Source organism: Streptomyces xiamenensis (assembly GCF_000993785.3).
In the GTDB taxonomy this organism is placed as follows: Bacteria; Actinomycetota; Actinomycetes; order Streptomycetales; family Streptomycetaceae; genus Streptomyces; species Streptomyces xiamenensis.
The window spans coordinates 3,645,147-3,660,284 of the sequence record NZ_CP009922.3; the positions used below are offsets into that span (position 1 = coordinate 3,645,147).

A 15,138-nucleotide genomic window follows, 5' to 3' on the forward strand; every position below is an offset into this window, starting at 1 on the left:
TGCGCGCCCGCCCCTGTCCAGGGTTTCCCGGCGGGCGATTGGAGGCCAGGCCCCCGCATCCGCGAGGATGGGGGCATGAGCGCCCAGATTCTCGATGGCAAGGCGACCGCCGCCGCGATCAAGTCCGACCTGACCACCCGGGTCCAGGCCCTCCGCGAGCGCGGCATCACGCCGGGCCTGGGCACCGTACTGGTCGGGGAGGACCCCGGCAGCCAGAAGTACGTGGCCGGCAAGCACCGCGACTGCGCCGCCGTGGGCATCGCGTCCATCCAGCGGGAACTGCCCGCGACCGCCACCCAGGAGGAGATCGAGGCGGTCGTCCGCGAGCTGAACGAGGACCCCGGCTGCACCGGCTACATCGTCCAGCTGCCGCTGCCGCGCGGCATCGACGTCAACCGCGTCCTCGCCCTCATGGACCCCGACAAGGACGCCGACGGCCTGCACCCGGTGAACCTCGGCCGGCTCGTCCTCAACGAGACCGCCCCGCTACCCTGCACCCCCAACGGCATCATCGAGCTGCTGCGCCGGCACGGCGTGGAGATCGCCGGAGCCCAGGTCGCCGTCGTCGGCCGCGGCATCACCGTGGGCCGATCGCTGCCGCTGCTGCTCACCCGCCGCAGCGAGAACGCCACCGTGACCCAGTGCCACACCGGCACCCGCGACCTGTCGGCGCAGCTGCGCGCCGCCGACATCATCGTGGCGGCGGCCGGGGTGCCGCACCTGGTCAAGCCGGAGGACGTGAAGCCGGGCGCCGCCGTCCTCGACGTGGGCGTCAGCCGGGACGAGAGCGGCAAGATCGTCGGCGACGTCCACCCGGGCGTCGCGGAGGTGGCCGGCTGGCTCTCCCCGAACCCCGGCGGCGTCGGCCCGATGACCCGGGCGATGCTCCTGCGCAACGTGGTCGAGGCCGCCGAGCGGCAGGCGGCCACCGCATGACCCCACGGCTCTCGCTGCCCCGTCCGGTGCGGGACTGGATCGGCCGGGTGCGCAAGGTGGCCACCGTGGGCGGCGGCGGCAGCCCGTCCGACAAGTACAGCACCCGGGACACCGCGCGCCCCGAGGGCGGGCGGCGCACGGCGCCCGGCAGCGCGCCCGCGGCGATACGGCAGTGGCCGCTGGTGGGGGTGCTGGGCGGCACCCTTCTCGGGCTGCTGGTCACGCTCGGGAACTTCCGGATCGGGCTGCTGATCGTCGGCGGCGCCCTGGTGGCGGCCGCCGCGCTGCGCGCCTGGCTGCCGGAGGTGGGGATGCTGGCGGTGCGCTCACGGGCCACGGACATCGTCACCTACGGGCTGCTGGGGCTGACGATCGTGCTGCTGACGCTGATGGCCCAGCCGAAGCCGTGGCTGGAGGTCCCGTTCTTCAACGACGTGCTGAGGTTCTCGGCGGGATAACGGCTGTACCGGGACGGTCACGGGCCCGTCCCGGTGCTGTGCCGCGCCGTGTGCGGGGGCCACGGCCGGGCAGGAAGCCCGCAGGAAGAGGGGGCGGGCCGTGCCGATCGAAACCTTTGTCATCGTGTTCCCCATCGCACTGGTGCTGTTCTGGGGCACCCTGCTGCTGGTCATCGTCCGGAGCCTGGGCAAGCGGGCCCGGGCGGGACGCCGCCCCGGGAGCGGGAGCGACTCATCGGGCGGCGGCGGTTTCTTCGCCGCCGGGGACGGCGGTGGCGGGGGCGACGGCGGTGGCGGTGGGGGAGACGGTGGCGGGGGCGGCTGCTGAGACGCGTGTGCGATTCGTCTCCGCACGGAAATCGAACCGTGACACATACATCTTTCCCCATAGGGCAGGCGCGCAACGTTGACCAGGTCGTTTACACGGCCTTCGCACCGCCCAGAGGGGAAACGCATGTCGGACCGGAAACCCGCACCGTCACCACCCGTGAAATCACAACCGTGGTTTCAAACGATCGCCCCCTGGGTCTTCTGGCCCTCGGTCGCGATCATCGGGGCCTTCGTGCTGTGGGCCATCATCTGGGACGACGCCGCCAACCGCGTGGTCATGAACCTCAACTCGGACGTGGTTGGCAACCTCGGCTGGTACTACATGGTGCTGGTCTCGCTCTTCGTGATCTTCGTCGTCTGGGTCGGGCTCAGCCGCTTCGGTGACATCAAGCTCGGCAAGGACGACGACAAGCCGGACTTCTCCACCGCCTCCTGGCTGGCGATGCTGTTCGCCGCCGGCATGGGCATCGGCCTCGTCTACTGGGGCGTCGCCGAGCCGCTCACCTTCTACGACTCGCCGCGCCCCGGCGTGGACGGCGGCGAGGCCGAAGCGACCAGGGCCGCCTTCTCCCAGACCTTCCTGCACTGGGGCATCCACCCCTGGGCGATCTACGTGGTGGTCGGTCTGGCCATCGCGTACGCCGTGCACCGCAAGGGCCGCCCCGTGTCCATCCGCTGGGCGCTGGAGCCGCTGCTCGGCGACCGCGTCAAGGGCCGGTGGGGTGACGCCATCGACGTCATCGCGCTGGTCGGTACGGTCTTCGGTGTCGCCACCTCGCTCGGCTTCGGTGTCATGCAGATATCCGCGGGCGCCGACTTCCTCGGCTGGGCCGACAACCCGGGCACCGCGCTCCAGGTGGCGCTGATCGTCGGCATCACGCTGCTGGCGCTGCTCTCGGTGCTCTCCGGGCTCGGCAAGGGCATGAAGTGGCTGTCCAACACCAACATGGTGCTGTTCTTCTGCCTGATGGCCTTCATCCTGATCGCCGGCTCCACCACCCTGCTGCTGTCGGACTTCACCGAGAACATCGGCAACTACCTCCAGGCGCTGCCCTCGCTCAGCTTCGACACCGGTGCCGCCCATGGCGAAGAGGGCCGGGCGTGGGTGAGCGGCTGGACCGTCTTCTACTGGGGCTGGTGGATCTCCTGGGCGCCCTTCGTCGGCATCTTCATCGCCCGCGTCTCCAAGGGCCGCACCGTGCGGCAGTTCGTCGGCGGCGTGCTGCTGGTGCCCTCGCTGCTGACCTTCTTCTGGTACTCCGTGATCGGCGGCTCGGCCGTCCAGCAGGAGCGGGGCGAGCCCGGCTCGATGGTCGGCGCGGACGGCGTGGACAAGGACAGTGCCCTCTTCCAGCTGCTGGACCACTTCCCGGGCGGCGCCCTGGTCGCGGGTCTGACCATGCTGCTGATCGTGCTGTTCTTCGTCACCTCCTCGGACTCCGGTTCGTACGTGGTGGACATGCTGGCCTCCGGCGGGGACCCGACGCCGCCGCGCTGGAGCCGCGTGTTCTGGTCGGTGGTCGAGGGCACGGTGGCCATCGCGCTGCTGGTGGCCGCGGGCAGTGACGCGCTCACCACGCTCCAAACGGTGGCGATCATCATCGCCCTGCCCTTCAGTTTCGTGATGATCGCGATGTGTATCGCCACGCTGAAGCAGTTCCGCGCGGAACGGGCCGCCTACCTGGCGGCCGAGCGCCGCAAGACGGAGACGCGACTGATCGAGGAGGCCGTGGCCGCGCTCGAGGAGGCCGACAAAGCGACGGCCGAGGGCGTGAACGGCACCGGCAAGAAGCCGACGGCCACCACCCGCACCTGATCGTTACGTCCCTCTGCACAGCCCCCGGGCGCCGGTCCACTCCCGTACCGGCCCCGGGGGCTTCCTCATGCGCGGCGCCGCTGAGGCGCCATCGGACGGGCGGGTGGGTGCCCGGATCTTCGGTCGAAAACCTCCGTGAACTCATGGAATCAGATACTCTGATTCCATGAGGACGATGACGGCGACAGAGGTCGCGCGCAATTTCGCCTCCGTGCTGGACCGTGCCGAGCATGGGGAAACCATCGTGATCACCCGTGGCGGTCGCCGGTTGGCCACCCTCGCCCCCACGCCGGCCGGGAACGGAGCCGCGATCAAGGAGTTCCTTGCCGCGCAATCCCTTGACGAGGACTTCGCCGACGACGTGGCGGCGGCCCGGGAGAGTGTGACCGACGAGATGGGCGCGACATGGCACGACGACTGATCCTGGACACCGGCGTCGTCATCCGGGCGGAGCGCAGCGGTGCCGGCCTCGGTCGGCTGCTCGACGACGAGGACGATGTAACCATCGCGGCGGTGACGCTGGCCGAGTTGCAGTTCGGTGTGGAGCTGGCGGACGGCGCCCGACGAGAGCGCCGACAGGCGTTCGTCGACGGCGTGCGGGCGCTCATTCCCGTCGAGGATTACACAGCCGAGATCGCGGTCGTCCACGCCCGCCTCCTCGCCGCCGTCCGCCGCCAGGGCAAGCCACGAGGCGCCCACGACCTCATCGTCGCGGCGACAGCGGCTGCCACCGCGCGAACATTGCTCACCATGGACGACAAGGCCGCCTTCGACGGCCTGCCGGGGGTGCGTGCCTCGATTCTCCCCGCGGAGCCCTCCGGCCGGTCGCGGGGCTGAAGGGGCCGACCGGGCCACCTCCCTCGCCGGTCCCCCCGGGGCCGGTCCACTCCCGTACCGGCCCCGGGGGCTTCCTCATGCGCGGCGGCGCCGGGGGTCGAGTTTCTGGTCGAACCGGCACTCGGGCGCCCCGGAGGGCGCTGGTTCGCCGCTGAGCGCGTGGCACAGCCGCGCGTGCAGGAGTTCCGCCTCGACGGCCGAGAGCAGGACCACCCGGGTCTCGCCGTTCACCGGCACGGGCACCTGGAGCGGTGGCGTCACAGCGCCACCACCGTCAGGACCTCGCGCAGACTGCGCTTGAGGACGCAGAAGTGGTACGCCAGCTCCTCGGTGGAGGCGGAGTCGAGCCGCAGGCTCTCCGCATCGGCCAAGTTCTCCCGTGCCACCGTGAGAACGGCCGACCTCCGTACGTCGGCCACCTGCTCATTCGGGTAACGCGTGGTGCCGTGTGACACGTTGACCTCCCTCCTTGGAGTCGTTCCTCTACTCACCGTGACGTACCACGGGCGGTCCGCGCGGCGTCAAACAAGGCGTCAAATGGGTGTCATTCGCCGACGGTTGGCGTTACCGTGAGGAGCGTGACGACCACACCGAACAGCGCTCTGCGAGCCGTCCGCATGGGATTGCATGAGCCAGGACGACTTGGCCCGTGCGATCAGGGAGGCGGGAGTGCCAGGTGCCTCAAAGCGGTTGGTCCAGCGCTGGGAGGCGGGCGTCACCACCAGTCCGCGGCCGGTGTACGCGCGGGCGCTGGAGCAGGTGACCGGGTTGCCGATCGAGGCGCTGGGTTTCGCCGCGCCGATTCCCCTGGGTGAGGTGGCGGACGACGGCCGGGGTGGCCACGACATGACGGTTGCCGCCAAGGAGGCCGCCGCCTCGCCGGTGGCTCACGGTCATCGGGCCAACCACTCCGGTATCTGGCTGTCGCGCTACGAATACTTCAGTTCGGGCCGTGGGGCCGCTTTCGTCGGGCTGCACCATGTCGTGGTGCTCCAGCACGGCAGCCGGCTGACCGTCCGCAGCCTCCCCGGCTCCTCGGACTCGTCGTTGATCATGGACCTCGTGATTGACGGCACTGTCATCACCGGTACCTGGACCGAGGAGACCGCCCGGGACAGCTATTACCAGGGCGCCCGTTACCACGGCGCGATACAACTCCTGGCCGAGCCCACCGGCCGCCGGATGGTGGGCAAGTGGGTGGGGTTCGGCAAGGAATTCGATGTGAACACCGGACCGTGGCAGCTCGTCTTCCGGGACGCCTCCACGGCGAAGGCCGCGGTGGAGAGATACAACCACCGCCCGCAGGAGTAGCGGCGGTCCGCCGGTTCCACCCGGCGGCCCGTCTCAGGAAGACGGCTGTTCCGCGTGCTCCTGGGCCAGTGCCGCCTCGTACGTGTGGAAGGTGACGACGAACAACCGCCGCTGTTCCGGGGTCAGCGGGGCCAGGGCCATCGACGGGATCGCTTCGGGCACCTGGATGCGCTCGACGCGTCCGACCATCCGGGGCACCAGCAGCGGACTCCTGACGGCCTCGTCCACGTCCGCCGCGTCGGAGGGGTTCGACCTCACGCACCTCGGGAGTTGTCGTCGTTCGCCGTTCATCGTCGCCGCTCGCCCGGGGGTCGCGGGCAGGGCACGGGGCACGGACTAATCCTGCGGCTCCGGCAGCCACTGCTCGACGGCCGCGGGGTTCTGCGTCACCCAGCGTTCGGCCGCGGCCATCGGCGACAGCCCCTCCGCCTCGATCAGCCGGGCGACCTCGTTCTGGTCGTCCGTCGTCCACCGGAAGGCGCGCAGGAACTCGGCGGCCGGGGCCTCGGTCTGGGCGAAGGCGGCGTTGAGGTACTTGCGCGGGGCCAGGTCGGGGTAGGCGCAGGCGACCGTCTCCGGGTCGTTCTGGCAGCCCAGGGTGTACCGGGGGAGCTTTATCTCGGCCATCTCCACCTCGGCGTTCAGCCAGTGCGGCTGCCACCAGTAGGTGAGCAGGGGCGTGCCCTCGGCCGCGGCGCGGGTGATGTTCTCCACCAGGGCGCTCTCGCTGCCGGCCGCCACGGGGGTGAGGTCCAGGCCGAGTTCCTCGATGATCGCCGCGTCGAAGGTGGCGTAGGCGGCGTCGGCCTGGAGGAGTTCGCCGTTGAAGTCCTCGGCGAAGTCGTTGAGGTTCTCCCAGTCGAGGACCTCGGGGTGCGCGTCGGAGAACCGTTTCGGCACGAACCACCCTATGTGGCCGGTGATCCCCAGGTCCCCGGCGTCCACCACGCTGCGCTTCTGCCGGACGTACAGCTCCGTCTTCTCCGGCAGACCGCCCCAGTCCTCCAGCAGTGCCTGGACGGTGCCGTCGTTCAGGCCGTCCCAGGCGCGGGCCTGGTCCACCGGCATCCAATCCACGCCGACACCCAGTTCGGTCTCCAAAACGTACGCCGCCACGGCCGCGTTGGCCTGCCCGCCCGGCCAGTCGGGGACCGCTATCGCGATCCGTTCGCCCAGCTCCTCACCGGCGCCGGCCACCCCTTCGTCCAGCAGAGCGCAGCCGCCGCTCAGGGTGAGGCCCAGCACCGCGACTCCCGCGATCAGGACGCGCCGGCAGTTCCGCATGGTGTCCGTTCCTTCGGCCTTCAGGCTGGGCGGCGGGGCGGCCCCGTGGCGCGCGAGCGAACGCACGCGCGTACGGGGCCGCATTCCGCAGGATATGCCCAACCGGTCAGATCAGGCCCAGTGCGCGCACGGCCTCCCGCTCGTCCGCGAGCTCCTGGACGGAGGCGTCGATCCGGGTGCGGGAGAACGCGTTGATCTCCAGACCCTGGACGATCTCGTACGTACCACCCGAAGTGGTGACCGGGAAGGAGGAGATCAGACCCTCGGGAACGCCGTACGAGCCGTCCGACGGGATCGCCATCGAGGTCCAGTCACCGGCGGCGGTGCCGTTCACCCAGGTGTGGACGTGGTCGATGGCGGCGTTGGCGGCCGACGCGGCCGAGGAAGCGCCGCGCGCCTCGATGATGGCGGCGCCGCGCTTGGCGACGGTGGGAATGAATTCATCCGCCAGCCACGCCTCGTCGTTCACGGTTTCGGCGGCGTTCTTCCCGCCGATCTCCGCGTGGAAGATGTCGGGGTACTGGGTCGCCGAGTGGTTGCCCCAGATGGTCAGCCGGCGGATCTCGGAGACCGGCACGCCGGTCTTCTTCGCCAGCTGGGTCAGCGCCCGGTTGTGGTCGAGGCGGGTCATCGCCGTGAACCGCTCCGCCGGTACGTCGGGGGCCGCCGCCTGCGCGATCAGCGCGTTGGTGTTGGCCGGGTTGCCCACCACCAGCACCTTGATGTCGTCCGCCGCGTGGTCGTTGATCGCCTTGCCCTGCGGCTTGAAGATCCCGCCGTTGGCCTCCAGCAGATCGCCGCGCTCCATGCCCTTGGTACGGGGGCGGGCGCCGACCAGCAGCGCCACGTTGGTGCCGTCGAAGGCGACGTTGGGGTCATCGGAGATGTCGATGCCGTCCAGCAGCGGGAAGGCCGAGTCGTCCAGCTCCATGGCGGTGCCCTCGGCGGCCTTCAGCGCCGGGGTGATCTCCAGCAGCCGCAGCCGGACCGGGACATCGGGGCCGAGCAGCTGGCCGGAGGCGATCCGGAACAGCAGCGCGTAGCCGATCTGGCCGGCCGCGCCGGTGACGGTGACGTTGACGGGGGTGCGGGGCATCTCTGACCAACTCCGGTGATGTGGTGACGGGTTCCGAGAGCGCGTGGGCCCCGGCGCCACCGGGGCCCACGCGGTACTGCCGAACTGCCGCCGCGTTACGCGGTGGCGGCGATCTTCTTCTTCAGGTTCTCGTCGAGAGCGGCGAGGAACTCCTCGGTGGTCAGCCACGGCTGGTCCTTGCCGATGAGCAGCGCCAGGTCCTTGGTCATCTGACCGGCCTCGACGGTCTCGATGCAGACCTGCTCCAGCTTGTGCGCGAACTCGGTCACCTCGGGGGTGTTGTCGAGCTTGCCGCGGTGGGCCAGGCCCCGGGTCCAGGCGAAGATCGAGGCGATCGGGTTGGTGGAGGTCGCCTTGCCCTGCTGGTGCTGCCGGTAGTGGCGGGTGACCGTACCGTGCGCGGCCTCGGCCTCGACGGTCTTGCCGTCGGGGGTCATCAGCACGGAGGTCATCAGGCCCAGCGAGCCGAAGCCCTGGGCGACGATGTCGGACTGCACGTCACCGTCGTAGTTCTTGCAGGCCCACACGTAGCCGCCCTCCCACTTCAGGGCGGCGGCGACCATGTCGTCGATCAGCCGGTGCTCGTAGGTGAGCCCGCGCGCGTCGAACTCCGCCTTGAACTCGGCGTCGAAGACCTCCTGGAACAGATCCTTGAAGCGGCCGTCGTAGGCCTTGAGGATCGTGTTCTTGGTGGACATGTAGACCGGGAAGTTGCGCTCCAGGCCGTACCGGAAGGAGGACCGCGCGAAGTCGCGGATGGAGTCGTCCAGGTTGTACATGGCCAGGGCGACACCGGAGCTCGGGAAGTCGTAGACCTCCAGCTCCATGGGCTCGGAGCCGTCCTTCGGGGTGAAGGACAGGGTCAGGGTGCCCTCGCCGGGGATCTTGACGTCGGTGGCGCGGTACTGGTCGCCGAAGGCGTGACGGCCGACGACGATCGGCTTGGTCCAGCCCGGGACCAGACGCGGCACGTTCTCCATGATGATCGGCTCGCGGAAGATGACACCGCCCAGGATGTTGCGGATGGTGCCGTTGGGCGAGCGGTACATGCGCTTGAGGCCGAACTCCTCGACCCGCGCCTCGTCCGGGGTGATGGTGGCGCACTTCACGCCGACGCCGTACTGCTTGATGGCCTCGGCCGCGTCGACCGTCACCTGGTCGTTGGTGGCGTCGCGGTGCTCGATGCCGAGGTCGTAGTACTTCAGCTCGACGTCGAGGTACGGAAGGATCAGCTTGTCCTTGATGAACTGCCAGATGATGCGGGTCATCTCGTCGCCGTCGAGTTCGACGACGGGGTTGGCTACCTTGATCTTTGCCATGGGTACGGTCTGTCCCTCCGGGCCGGCTGGGTCGTTCTGGGATCTCAATATCTCGTCATCAAGATACCCAGGCCCACCCTAGCCCCCGCCCCGGCCCCCGCCCAAGGGATGACCGCACCCGGCTCCGGGCGGGATCCCCCCGCGTACGCCCCCCGCTCACCTCCCCGCCGCACCCCGGGGCACCAGTTCCGCCCGCAACTGCTCCAGGGCCCACTCCAGGTCCTGGGGCGAGATGACCAGCGGTGGCGCGATCCGGATCGTCGAGCCGTGGGTGTCCTTCACCAGCACCCCGCGCCGCAGCAGCCGCTCCGAGATCTCCCGGCCCGTACCGAGCGCCGGGTCGATGTCCACCCCCGCCCACAGGCCGCGCCCGCGCACCTCGGTCACCGCCCCGGCTCCCACCCAGCCGGCCAGCTCCTGGTGCAGCCGCTCGCCCAGATCGCGCGCCCGGCGCTGCGGCTCGCCCTCCCGCAGCATCGCGATCACCTCCAGCGCCACCGCGCACGCCAGCGGATTGCCGCCGAACGTCGAGCCGTGCTCCCCGGGCCGCAGCACCCCCAGCACCGCGGCCGAGGACACCACCGCCGACACCGGCAGCACCCCGCCGCCCAGCGCCTTGCCCAGGATGTACATGTCGGGCACCACGTGCTCGTGCTCGCACGCGAACGTCGCCCCGGTGCGGCCCAGGCCCGACTGGATCTCGTCCGCCAGGAACAGGACGTCACGCGCCCGGGTCAGCTCCCGTACCCCCGCCAGATAGCCGGGCGGCGGCACCCGTACCCCCGCCTCGCCCTGGATGGGCTCCAGCAGCACCGCCACCACGTCCCCGGCGTGCTCGTCCAGCACCGCCTCCAGCGCCGCCAGGTCCCCGTACGGCACGATCTCGAAGCCCGGCGTGTAGGGGCCGAAGTCCGCCCGCGCCTCCTCGTCCGTCGAGAAGCTCACGATCGTCGTGGTCCTGCCGTGGAAGTTCTGGTCCGCGACCACGATCTTCGCCCGCCCGGGGCGTACGCCCTTCACCCGGTAGCCCCACGCCCGGGCCGTCTTGACCGCCGTCTCCACGGCCTCGGCGCCGGTGTTCATCGGGAGCACCATCTCCATCCCGCACAGCTCGGCCAGCCCGGCGCAGAAGTCGGCGAAGTGCTCGTGGTGGAAGGCGCGCGAGGTCAGGGTCAGCCGGCTCAGCTGCGCCCTGGCCTCGGCGATCAGCCGCGGATGCCCGTGCCCGAAGTTGAGCGCCGAGTAGCCGGCCAGCAGGTCCAGATAGCGGCGGCCCTCCACATCGGTCATCCAGGCGCCGCGCGCCGAGGCGATCACCACCGGCAGGGGGGCGTAGTTGTGCGCGCTGTGCTCCTCGGCGGCGCCGATCAGCTCGGCCGACGACTTCCCGGACACGTTCGCGATCATGGGCGCTCTCCTGTGATCTTCCGGCGGCTCTGACGGGGATCATCCGCCGCCGATTGTCGCGCCGGGTGCCGGGACGCGGAAGAAAGCGCGGGCGAACGTCCGGTCAGCGGACAGTGTGCGGCGCCGCCCCGGTACCCGCCGGAACGCCCGCCCCACCCGTGTCACGGACCACCGGGCGCCTGAGACAATGGGTGCCATGGCCACTGATCGTCCCCGCGTGCTCTCCGGAATCCAGCCGACCTCGGGCTCGTTCCACCTCGGCAACTACCTCGGCGCCGTCCGCCAGTGGGTGTCGCTCCAGGAGACGCACGACGCCTTCTACATGGTGGTCGATCTGCACGCCATCACCATCCCGCAGGATCCGGCCGAGCTGCGCGCCTCGACCCGGCTGGCCGCCGCCCAGCTGCTGGCCGCCGGGGTGGACCCGGACCGCTGCACGCTGTTCGTCCAGAGCCATGTCGCCGAGCACACCCAGCTCGCCTGGGTGATGAACTGCCTCACCGGCTTCGGCGAGGCGTCCCGGATGACGCAGTTCAAGGACAAGTCCGCCAAGCAGGGCGCGGACCGCACCACCGTGGGCCTGTTCACCTACCCCGTGCTCCAGGTCGCCGACATCCTGCTCTACCAGGCGGACCAGGTGCCTGTCGGCGAGGACCAGCGCCAGCACGTGGAGCTGACCCGCGATGTCGCCGAGCGCTTCAACGGGCGGTTCGGCCAGACCTTCACCGTCCCGGCGGCGTACATCCTCAAGGAGGCGGCGAAGATCTACGACCTCCAGGACCCGACCGCGAAGATGAGCAAGTCGGCGTCCTCGCCGAAGGGCATCATCAACCTGCTGGACGAGCCGAAGGCGTCCGCCAAGAAGGTCAGGTCGGCGGTGACCGACACCGGTACCGAGGTCCGCTACGACCCGGTGAACAAGCCCGGCATCAGCAATCTGCTGGTCATCCACTCGGCTCTGACCGGCACGACCGTGCCTGAGCTGGAGGAGAAGTTCGCCGGACAGTTGTACGGTGCGCTCAAGACCGAACTCGCCGGGATCGTCGCGGACTGGGTGACGCCGTTCCGGGCGCGGACCCAGGAGTTCCTCGCGGATCCGGCCGAGCTGGACGCGGTGCTCGCCAAGGGCGCCGCCAAGGCCCGCGAGGTGGCCGCCGGGACCCTGGCCACCGCGTACGACCGGGTCGGCTTCCTGCCGCCGCGGCCGTAGCCGCCGCACCTCGGGAAGATGACGCAAAAGGGACCACGGCCGCCGCGCGCGGCCCACTCCCCCCGGCACACTCGCGGCCGGGCACGGCAGGACAGGAAGGGAGCAGGTTGTGGGGACCGTCACGCTGGGCGTGTCGATCGCGGTGCCTGAGCCGCACGGCAGCAGGTTGCAGAGCTGTCGCCTGGGCTTCGGTGACGCCGCCGCCGCCAAGATCCCCACGCATGTCACCCTGCTGCCGCCGACCGCGGTCGACCCGGCCGCCCGTCCCCGGATCGAGGAGCACCTGGCGGGCATCGCCGCCGCCGGGCGCCCCTTCCCCATGCGGCTGTACGGCACCGGCACCTTCCGGCCGCTGTCTCCGGTGGTCTTCGTCCAGGTGGTCGAGGGCGGTTCGGCGTGCGGCTGGCTCCAGGAGCGGGTGCGCGACCCGCGGGGCCCGCTGGCGCGGCAGCTTCAGTTCCCGTACCACCCGCATGTGACCGTGGCGCACGGCATCGAGGAAGAGCGGATGGACGCCGCGGAGGCCGAGCTGGCCGAGTACGAGGCGGCCTGGACGGCGAGCGGCTTCGCCCTCTACGAGCAGGGCCGCGACGGCGCGTGGCGGCTCCAGCGGGAGTTCCTCTTCGCGACGGTGGCGGCGGCCGAGCGCACCCCGGAGCCGGAGAACGCGGCGTGACCTCCGCCGCGTAACCTCTTGCCCGCCGCTCACCCGGCCCTACAGTCTCCACCATGGAAAACGGGAGAAGCGGGAGAAGTACGGAGAAAGCCCTCCGCCGTCCGGCGGGGGCCACCGGCATCGGCGGCGCCCACCCCGGCACCCTCAGGGAACGGGGCCTGACCGTCCAGGAGCGCCTGGCCCGGGTGCCCCGCGTCGGGCCCGCCTTCGCCGCCCTGTTCGCCTCCCGCCCCTACCGGGTCTGGGAGTACCTGGAGGACCGGGTGTGGACCCGGCTCGCCGCCGCGATCACCTTCACGTCCTTCCTGACGCTCTTCCCCGCCATCGCGCTGGCCGCCGCCGTCACCGCCGCCGTGCTGAGCGACGCCCAGGTCGTCCGCGTCGAGGACTGGTTCACCGACCAGGTCCCCGGCATCTCCCAGCAGCTGGACCTCGGGTCCTTCTTCGCCAACTCCCGCGCCATCGGCCTGGCCGCCCTGCTTCTGCTGCTGCCCACCGGGGCCGCCTGGGTCGACTCGCTGCGCGGCACCCTGCGCGCCGTGTGGGACCTGCCGGAGCCCGACGGGAACCCGCTGCTGCGCAAGGTCAAGGACATCGGCGTGCTGGCCGGCCTCGGCGCCGTGGTGCTCGCCTCGCTGGGCGCCTCCGCCCTGGCCATCAACGCCGTGCACTGGGCCACCAGCTGGCTCGGCGTCGAGCGCAACGGCGTCGCCCAGGCCCTGCTCCAGGCCGCCGCGTACGTCCTGGCCATGTCCGTGACCTTCGCCCTGCTGCTGTACGTCCTGGCCTGGCTGCCCGGCGTACGGCCGCCCCGGGGCGCCCTGCTGGGTGCCTGTCTGGTCGGCGCGATCGGCATCGAGCTGCTCAAGCTGCTGCTCGGCGGCTATCTGATCAACATCGCCGGGCGCACCGTCTACGGGGCGTTCGGCGCGCCGATCGCCCTGCTGGTGTGGATCAACCTGATCGCCCGGCTGCTGCTGGCGTGCTGTGCCTGGACGGCCACGGCGGTCAGCGCGGGGGAGCGGACCGGCGCAGACGTTCTGGGAGCTGCTGGAGGGCGGCGGGCAGCGGGTGGCGCCGGTGGAACACGTAGGCCGCCACCGCCATCAGGACCAGCGCCCCGCCCGTGACGCCCAGGACGGTGCCCACGCTCGCCGGGCGGGCGCCGGTGCCCGCGGCGGTGGCGCCGTCGACGGGGGTGATGCCCTTACCGTCGTCCTCGGAGACGCTCGCCTCGCGGGCGGCGGCCTCGATCTCGCTGAGCGGCGGTACCAGCTCGCCGACCGGCTCGATGTGGTCGGCCGCCTCGAAGCCCCAGTCGAAGAGCGCGGCGGTCTCCCGGTACACCTGGAGGCTGTCGCCCTCGGACGGGTTCATGCAGGTGACCAGCAGCACCCGGTCGCCGCGCTCGGCGACGCCGGTGAAGGTGTGCCCGGCGTTGGTGGTGTAGCCGTTCTTCACCCCGGCGACGCCCTCGTACGGTTCCAGGCCGCGGTCGCCGACCAGCAGCCGGTTGGTGGACTGGACCTGGTACGGCTCGCGCTCGCCCGGCTTGCCGTCCTCGTCCTCCTCCGGTGCGCCGCCGGGGAACTCGGTGCGGACGGTCGCGGCGTAGCGGCGGAAGTCCTCGTTCTTCAGGCCGTCGCGGGCGATGAGGGTGAGGTCGTAGGCGGAGGAGGTCTGGCCCTCGGCGTCGTAGCCGTCCGGGCTGACCACGTGGGTGTCCAGGGCCTGGAGGTCGGCGGCGCGTTCGTTCAGCTCGGCGACGGTGGCCTCCATGCCGCCGTTCATGGCGGTCAGCGCGTGCACGGCGTCATTGCCGGAGGCGAGGAAGACCCCGTGCCACAGGTCCTCCACGGTGTACGTCTGGTGGTCGGCGATGCCCACCGCGCTGCTGCCGGCGCCCATGCCCACGAAGTGTTCCGGCTCGGCCGTGTACACCTCGTCGGCGTCGAACTTGGGGATGAGGGTGTCCGCGAACAGCATCTTGAGGGTGGAGGCGGGGGCCAGCCGGCGGTGCGCGTTGTGGGCGGCCAGGACCTCGCCGGTCTCGGCGTCGGCCACGATCCACGCCCGGGAGGAGATGTCCTCGGGCAGTTCGGGGGCGCCGGGCCCCAGCGACACCTGCGGGCCCGGCAGGCCGAGCCGCTCGCCGCCGATGACGGTGGTGTCGTCGGAGGAGGCCGAGGGGGCGGCCGTGGCCGCGGTGGCGGGGGCGGCGGCCGGGAGCAGGACGGCGGCCGGGAGCAGGGCGGCGGCGAGGGGGAGCGTCAGGGAGTGGCGCACGCGGGGGCGGCGGGCCATGATCCGAAAAGAGGGCGATCGCAGAATCGGCACAACGCGAACTTACCCATAGCCGGTACGGCCCTGGCCAGCGCAGGGGCCCGAACCGGTGAGGCGGCGCGTTCATCCGGGCGATGATCGTAGGAACATTGGTCGGCGTGTCATCGCGTTCGGT

At 71.0% G+C, this 15,138-nt stretch carries 16 protein-coding genes and 2 pseudogenes; 10 read left to right on the forward strand and 8 right to left on the reverse strand.

Features of this window, described 5'->3' with window-relative positions; translation table 11 throughout:
* The first annotated feature begins 75 nt into the window (after window positions 1-75).
* The 6 genes from SXIM_RS16840 to SXIM_RS16865 all read left to right on the forward strand — a co-directional run bounded on the left by SXIM_RS16840 (window position 76) and on the right by SXIM_RS16865 (window position 4,377).
* Entirely contained in the window at window positions 76-936 is an 861-nt protein-coding gene (locus SXIM_RS16840; RefSeq protein ID WP_030728944.1) for a bifunctional methylenetetrahydrofolate dehydrogenase/methenyltetrahydrofolate cyclohydrolase, read from the forward strand.
* Window positions 933-1,394 (forward strand): DUF3017 domain-containing protein, encoded by a 462-nt coding sequence (locus tag SXIM_RS16845; RefSeq protein WP_078635270.1) that lies wholly within the window; start codon window positions 933-935, stop codon window positions 1,392-1,394. The genes SXIM_RS16840 and SXIM_RS16845 overlap by 4 nt, the downstream gene beginning before the upstream one ends.
* Before the next feature lie 100 nt (window positions 1,395-1,494).
* Entirely contained in the window at window positions 1,495-1,722 is a 228-nt protein-coding gene (locus SXIM_RS27745) for a hypothetical protein (protein ID WP_046724582.1), read from the forward strand.
* A 159-nt stretch (window positions 1,723-1,881) separates the two neighbouring features.
* Window positions 1,882-3,540, forward strand: coding sequence for a BCCT family transporter (locus SXIM_RS16855; protein ID WP_234306795.1), 1,659 nt, complete (start codon window positions 1,882-1,884; stop codon window positions 3,538-3,540).
* Between the two features lie 166 nt (window positions 3,541-3,706).
* Window positions 3,707-3,961, forward strand: a complete 255-nt coding sequence (locus SXIM_RS16860) for a type II toxin-antitoxin system Phd/YefM family antitoxin (RefSeq protein ID WP_030728931.1) — start codon at window positions 3,707-3,709, stop codon at window positions 3,959-3,961.
* Window positions 3,946-4,377 carry a PIN domain-containing protein gene (locus tag SXIM_RS16865; protein ID WP_046724584.1) on the forward strand — a complete coding sequence of 144 codons (432 nt, stop codon included), beginning with the start codon at window positions 3,946-3,948 and terminating at the stop codon, window positions 4,375-4,377. Before SXIM_RS16860 ends, SXIM_RS16865 begins: the two co-directional genes overlap by 16 nt.
* A 75-nt stretch (window positions 4,378-4,452) precedes the next feature.
* Here SXIM_RS16865 and SXIM_RS16870 read toward each other — a convergent pair whose 3' ends face one another.
* Both SXIM_RS16870 and SXIM_RS16875 read right to left on the reverse strand, forming a co-directional pair.
* Window positions 4,453-4,638, reverse strand: coding sequence for a hypothetical protein (locus SXIM_RS16870; RefSeq protein WP_030728925.1), 186 nt, complete (start codon window positions 4,636-4,638; stop codon window positions 4,453-4,455).
* Window positions 4,635-4,832, reverse strand: coding sequence for a hypothetical protein (locus tag SXIM_RS16875; RefSeq protein WP_030728922.1), 198 nt, complete (start codon window positions 4,830-4,832; stop codon window positions 4,635-4,637). The genes SXIM_RS16870 and SXIM_RS16875 overlap by 4 nt, the downstream gene beginning before the upstream one ends.
* A gap of 123 nt (window positions 4,833-4,955) precedes the next feature.
* Between SXIM_RS16875 and SXIM_RS16880 the strand changes: the two are divergent.
* Window positions 4,956-5,688 (forward strand): annotated as a pseudogene (locus tag SXIM_RS16880) (helix-turn-helix transcriptional regulator).
* Window positions 5,689-5,721: 33 nt separating this feature from the next.
* Here the strand turns inward: SXIM_RS16880 and SXIM_RS16885 are convergent.
* The 5 genes from SXIM_RS16885 to rocD all read right to left on the reverse strand — a co-directional run bounded on the left by SXIM_RS16885 (window position 5,722) and on the right by rocD (window position 10,794).
* Entirely contained in the window at window positions 5,722-5,946 is a 225-nt protein-coding gene (locus SXIM_RS16885; protein ID WP_030728916.1) for a hypothetical protein, read from the reverse strand.
* A gap of 78 nt (window positions 5,947-6,024) precedes the next feature.
* Window positions 6,025-6,972 carry a glycine betaine ABC transporter substrate-binding protein gene (locus SXIM_RS16890; RefSeq protein WP_046724587.1) on the reverse strand — a complete coding sequence of 316 codons (948 nt, stop codon included), beginning with the start codon at window positions 6,970-6,972 and terminating at the stop codon, window positions 6,025-6,027.
* Between the two features lie 106 nt (window positions 6,973-7,078).
* A complete protein-coding gene (locus tag SXIM_RS16895; protein WP_030728909.1) occupies window positions 7,079-8,068 on the reverse strand; it encodes a malate dehydrogenase in 990 nt (329 codons plus the stop codon).
* Window positions 8,069-8,163: 95 nt separating this feature from the next.
* Complete coding sequence (locus SXIM_RS16900; protein ID WP_030728906.1) at window positions 8,164-9,387, reverse strand: NADP-dependent isocitrate dehydrogenase; 1,224 nt, start codon at window positions 9,385-9,387, stop codon at window positions 8,164-8,166.
* 156 nt (window positions 9,388-9,543) lie between these two features.
* Window positions 9,544-10,794 (reverse strand): ornithine--oxo-acid transaminase, encoded by a 1,251-nt coding sequence (gene rocD, locus SXIM_RS16905; protein WP_030728903.1) that lies wholly within the window; start codon window positions 10,792-10,794, stop codon window positions 9,544-9,546.
* A gap of 196 nt (window positions 10,795-10,990) precedes the next feature.
* Between rocD and trpS the strand changes: the two genes are divergently transcribed.
* The 3 genes and pseudogenes from trpS to SXIM_RS28175 all read left to right on the forward strand — a co-directional run.
* Complete coding sequence (gene trpS / locus SXIM_RS16910; protein WP_030728900.1) at window positions 10,991-12,004, forward strand: tryptophan--tRNA ligase; 1,014 nt, start codon at window positions 10,991-10,993, stop codon at window positions 12,002-12,004.
* Window positions 12,005-12,113: 109 nt separating this feature from the next.
* Window positions 12,114-12,680 carry a 2'-5' RNA ligase family protein gene (locus SXIM_RS16915; RefSeq protein ID WP_046724589.1) on the forward strand — a complete coding sequence of 189 codons (567 nt, stop codon included), beginning with the start codon at window positions 12,114-12,116 and terminating at the stop codon, window positions 12,678-12,680.
* Between the two features lie 53 nt (window positions 12,681-12,733).
* A pseudogene (locus tag SXIM_RS28175) lies at window positions 12,734-13,624 on the forward strand (YhjD/YihY/BrkB family envelope integrity protein); the annotation flags it as partial.
* A 64-nt stretch (window positions 13,625-13,688) separates the two neighbouring features.
* Here the strand turns inward: SXIM_RS28175 and SXIM_RS16925 are convergent.
* Window positions 13,689-14,984, reverse strand: a complete 1,296-nt coding sequence (locus SXIM_RS16925; RefSeq protein ID WP_030728884.1) for a D-alanyl-D-alanine carboxypeptidase family protein — start codon at window positions 14,982-14,984, stop codon at window positions 13,689-13,691.
* Window positions 14,985-15,138 lie beyond the last annotated feature (154 nt).

Bases quoted from the DNA above. Each gene is read 5' to 3' on its own strand.
- SXIM_RS16840 (WP_030728944.1), top strand. From the start codon at position 76: ATGAGCGCCCAGATTCTCGATGGCAAGGCGACCGCCGCCGCGATCAAG.
- SXIM_RS16845 (WP_078635270.1), top strand. From the start codon at position 933: ATGACCCCACGGCTCTCGCTGCCCCGTCCGGTGCGGGACTGGATCGGC.
- SXIM_RS16860 (WP_030728931.1), top strand. From the start codon at position 3,707: ATGAGGACGATGACGGCGACAGAGGTCGCGCGCAATTTCGCCTCCGTG.
- SXIM_RS16865 (WP_046724584.1), top strand. From the start codon at position 3,946: ATGGCACGACGACTGATCCTGGACACCGGCGTCGTCATCCGGGCGGAG.
- SXIM_RS16890 (WP_046724587.1), bottom strand. From the start codon at position 6,972: ATGCGGAACTGCCGGCGCGTCCTGATCGCGGGAGTCGCGGTGCTGGGC.
- SXIM_RS16895 (WP_030728909.1), bottom strand. From the start codon at position 8,068: ATGCCCCGCACCCCCGTCAACGTCACCGTCACCGGCGCGGCCGGCCAG.
- SXIM_RS16900 (WP_030728906.1), bottom strand. From the start codon at position 9,387: ATGGCAAAGATCAAGGTAGCCAACCCCGTCGTCGAACTCGACGGCGAC.
- rocD (WP_030728903.1), bottom strand. From the start codon at position 10,794: ATGATCGCGAACGTGTCCGGGAAGTCGTCGGCCGAGCTGATCGGCGCC.
- trpS (WP_030728900.1), top strand. From the start codon at position 10,991: ATGGCCACTGATCGTCCCCGCGTGCTCTCCGGAATCCAGCCGACCTCG.
- SXIM_RS16925 (WP_030728884.1), bottom strand. From the start codon at position 14,984: ATGGCCCGCCGCCCCCGCGTGCGCCACTCCCTGACGCTCCCCCTCGCC.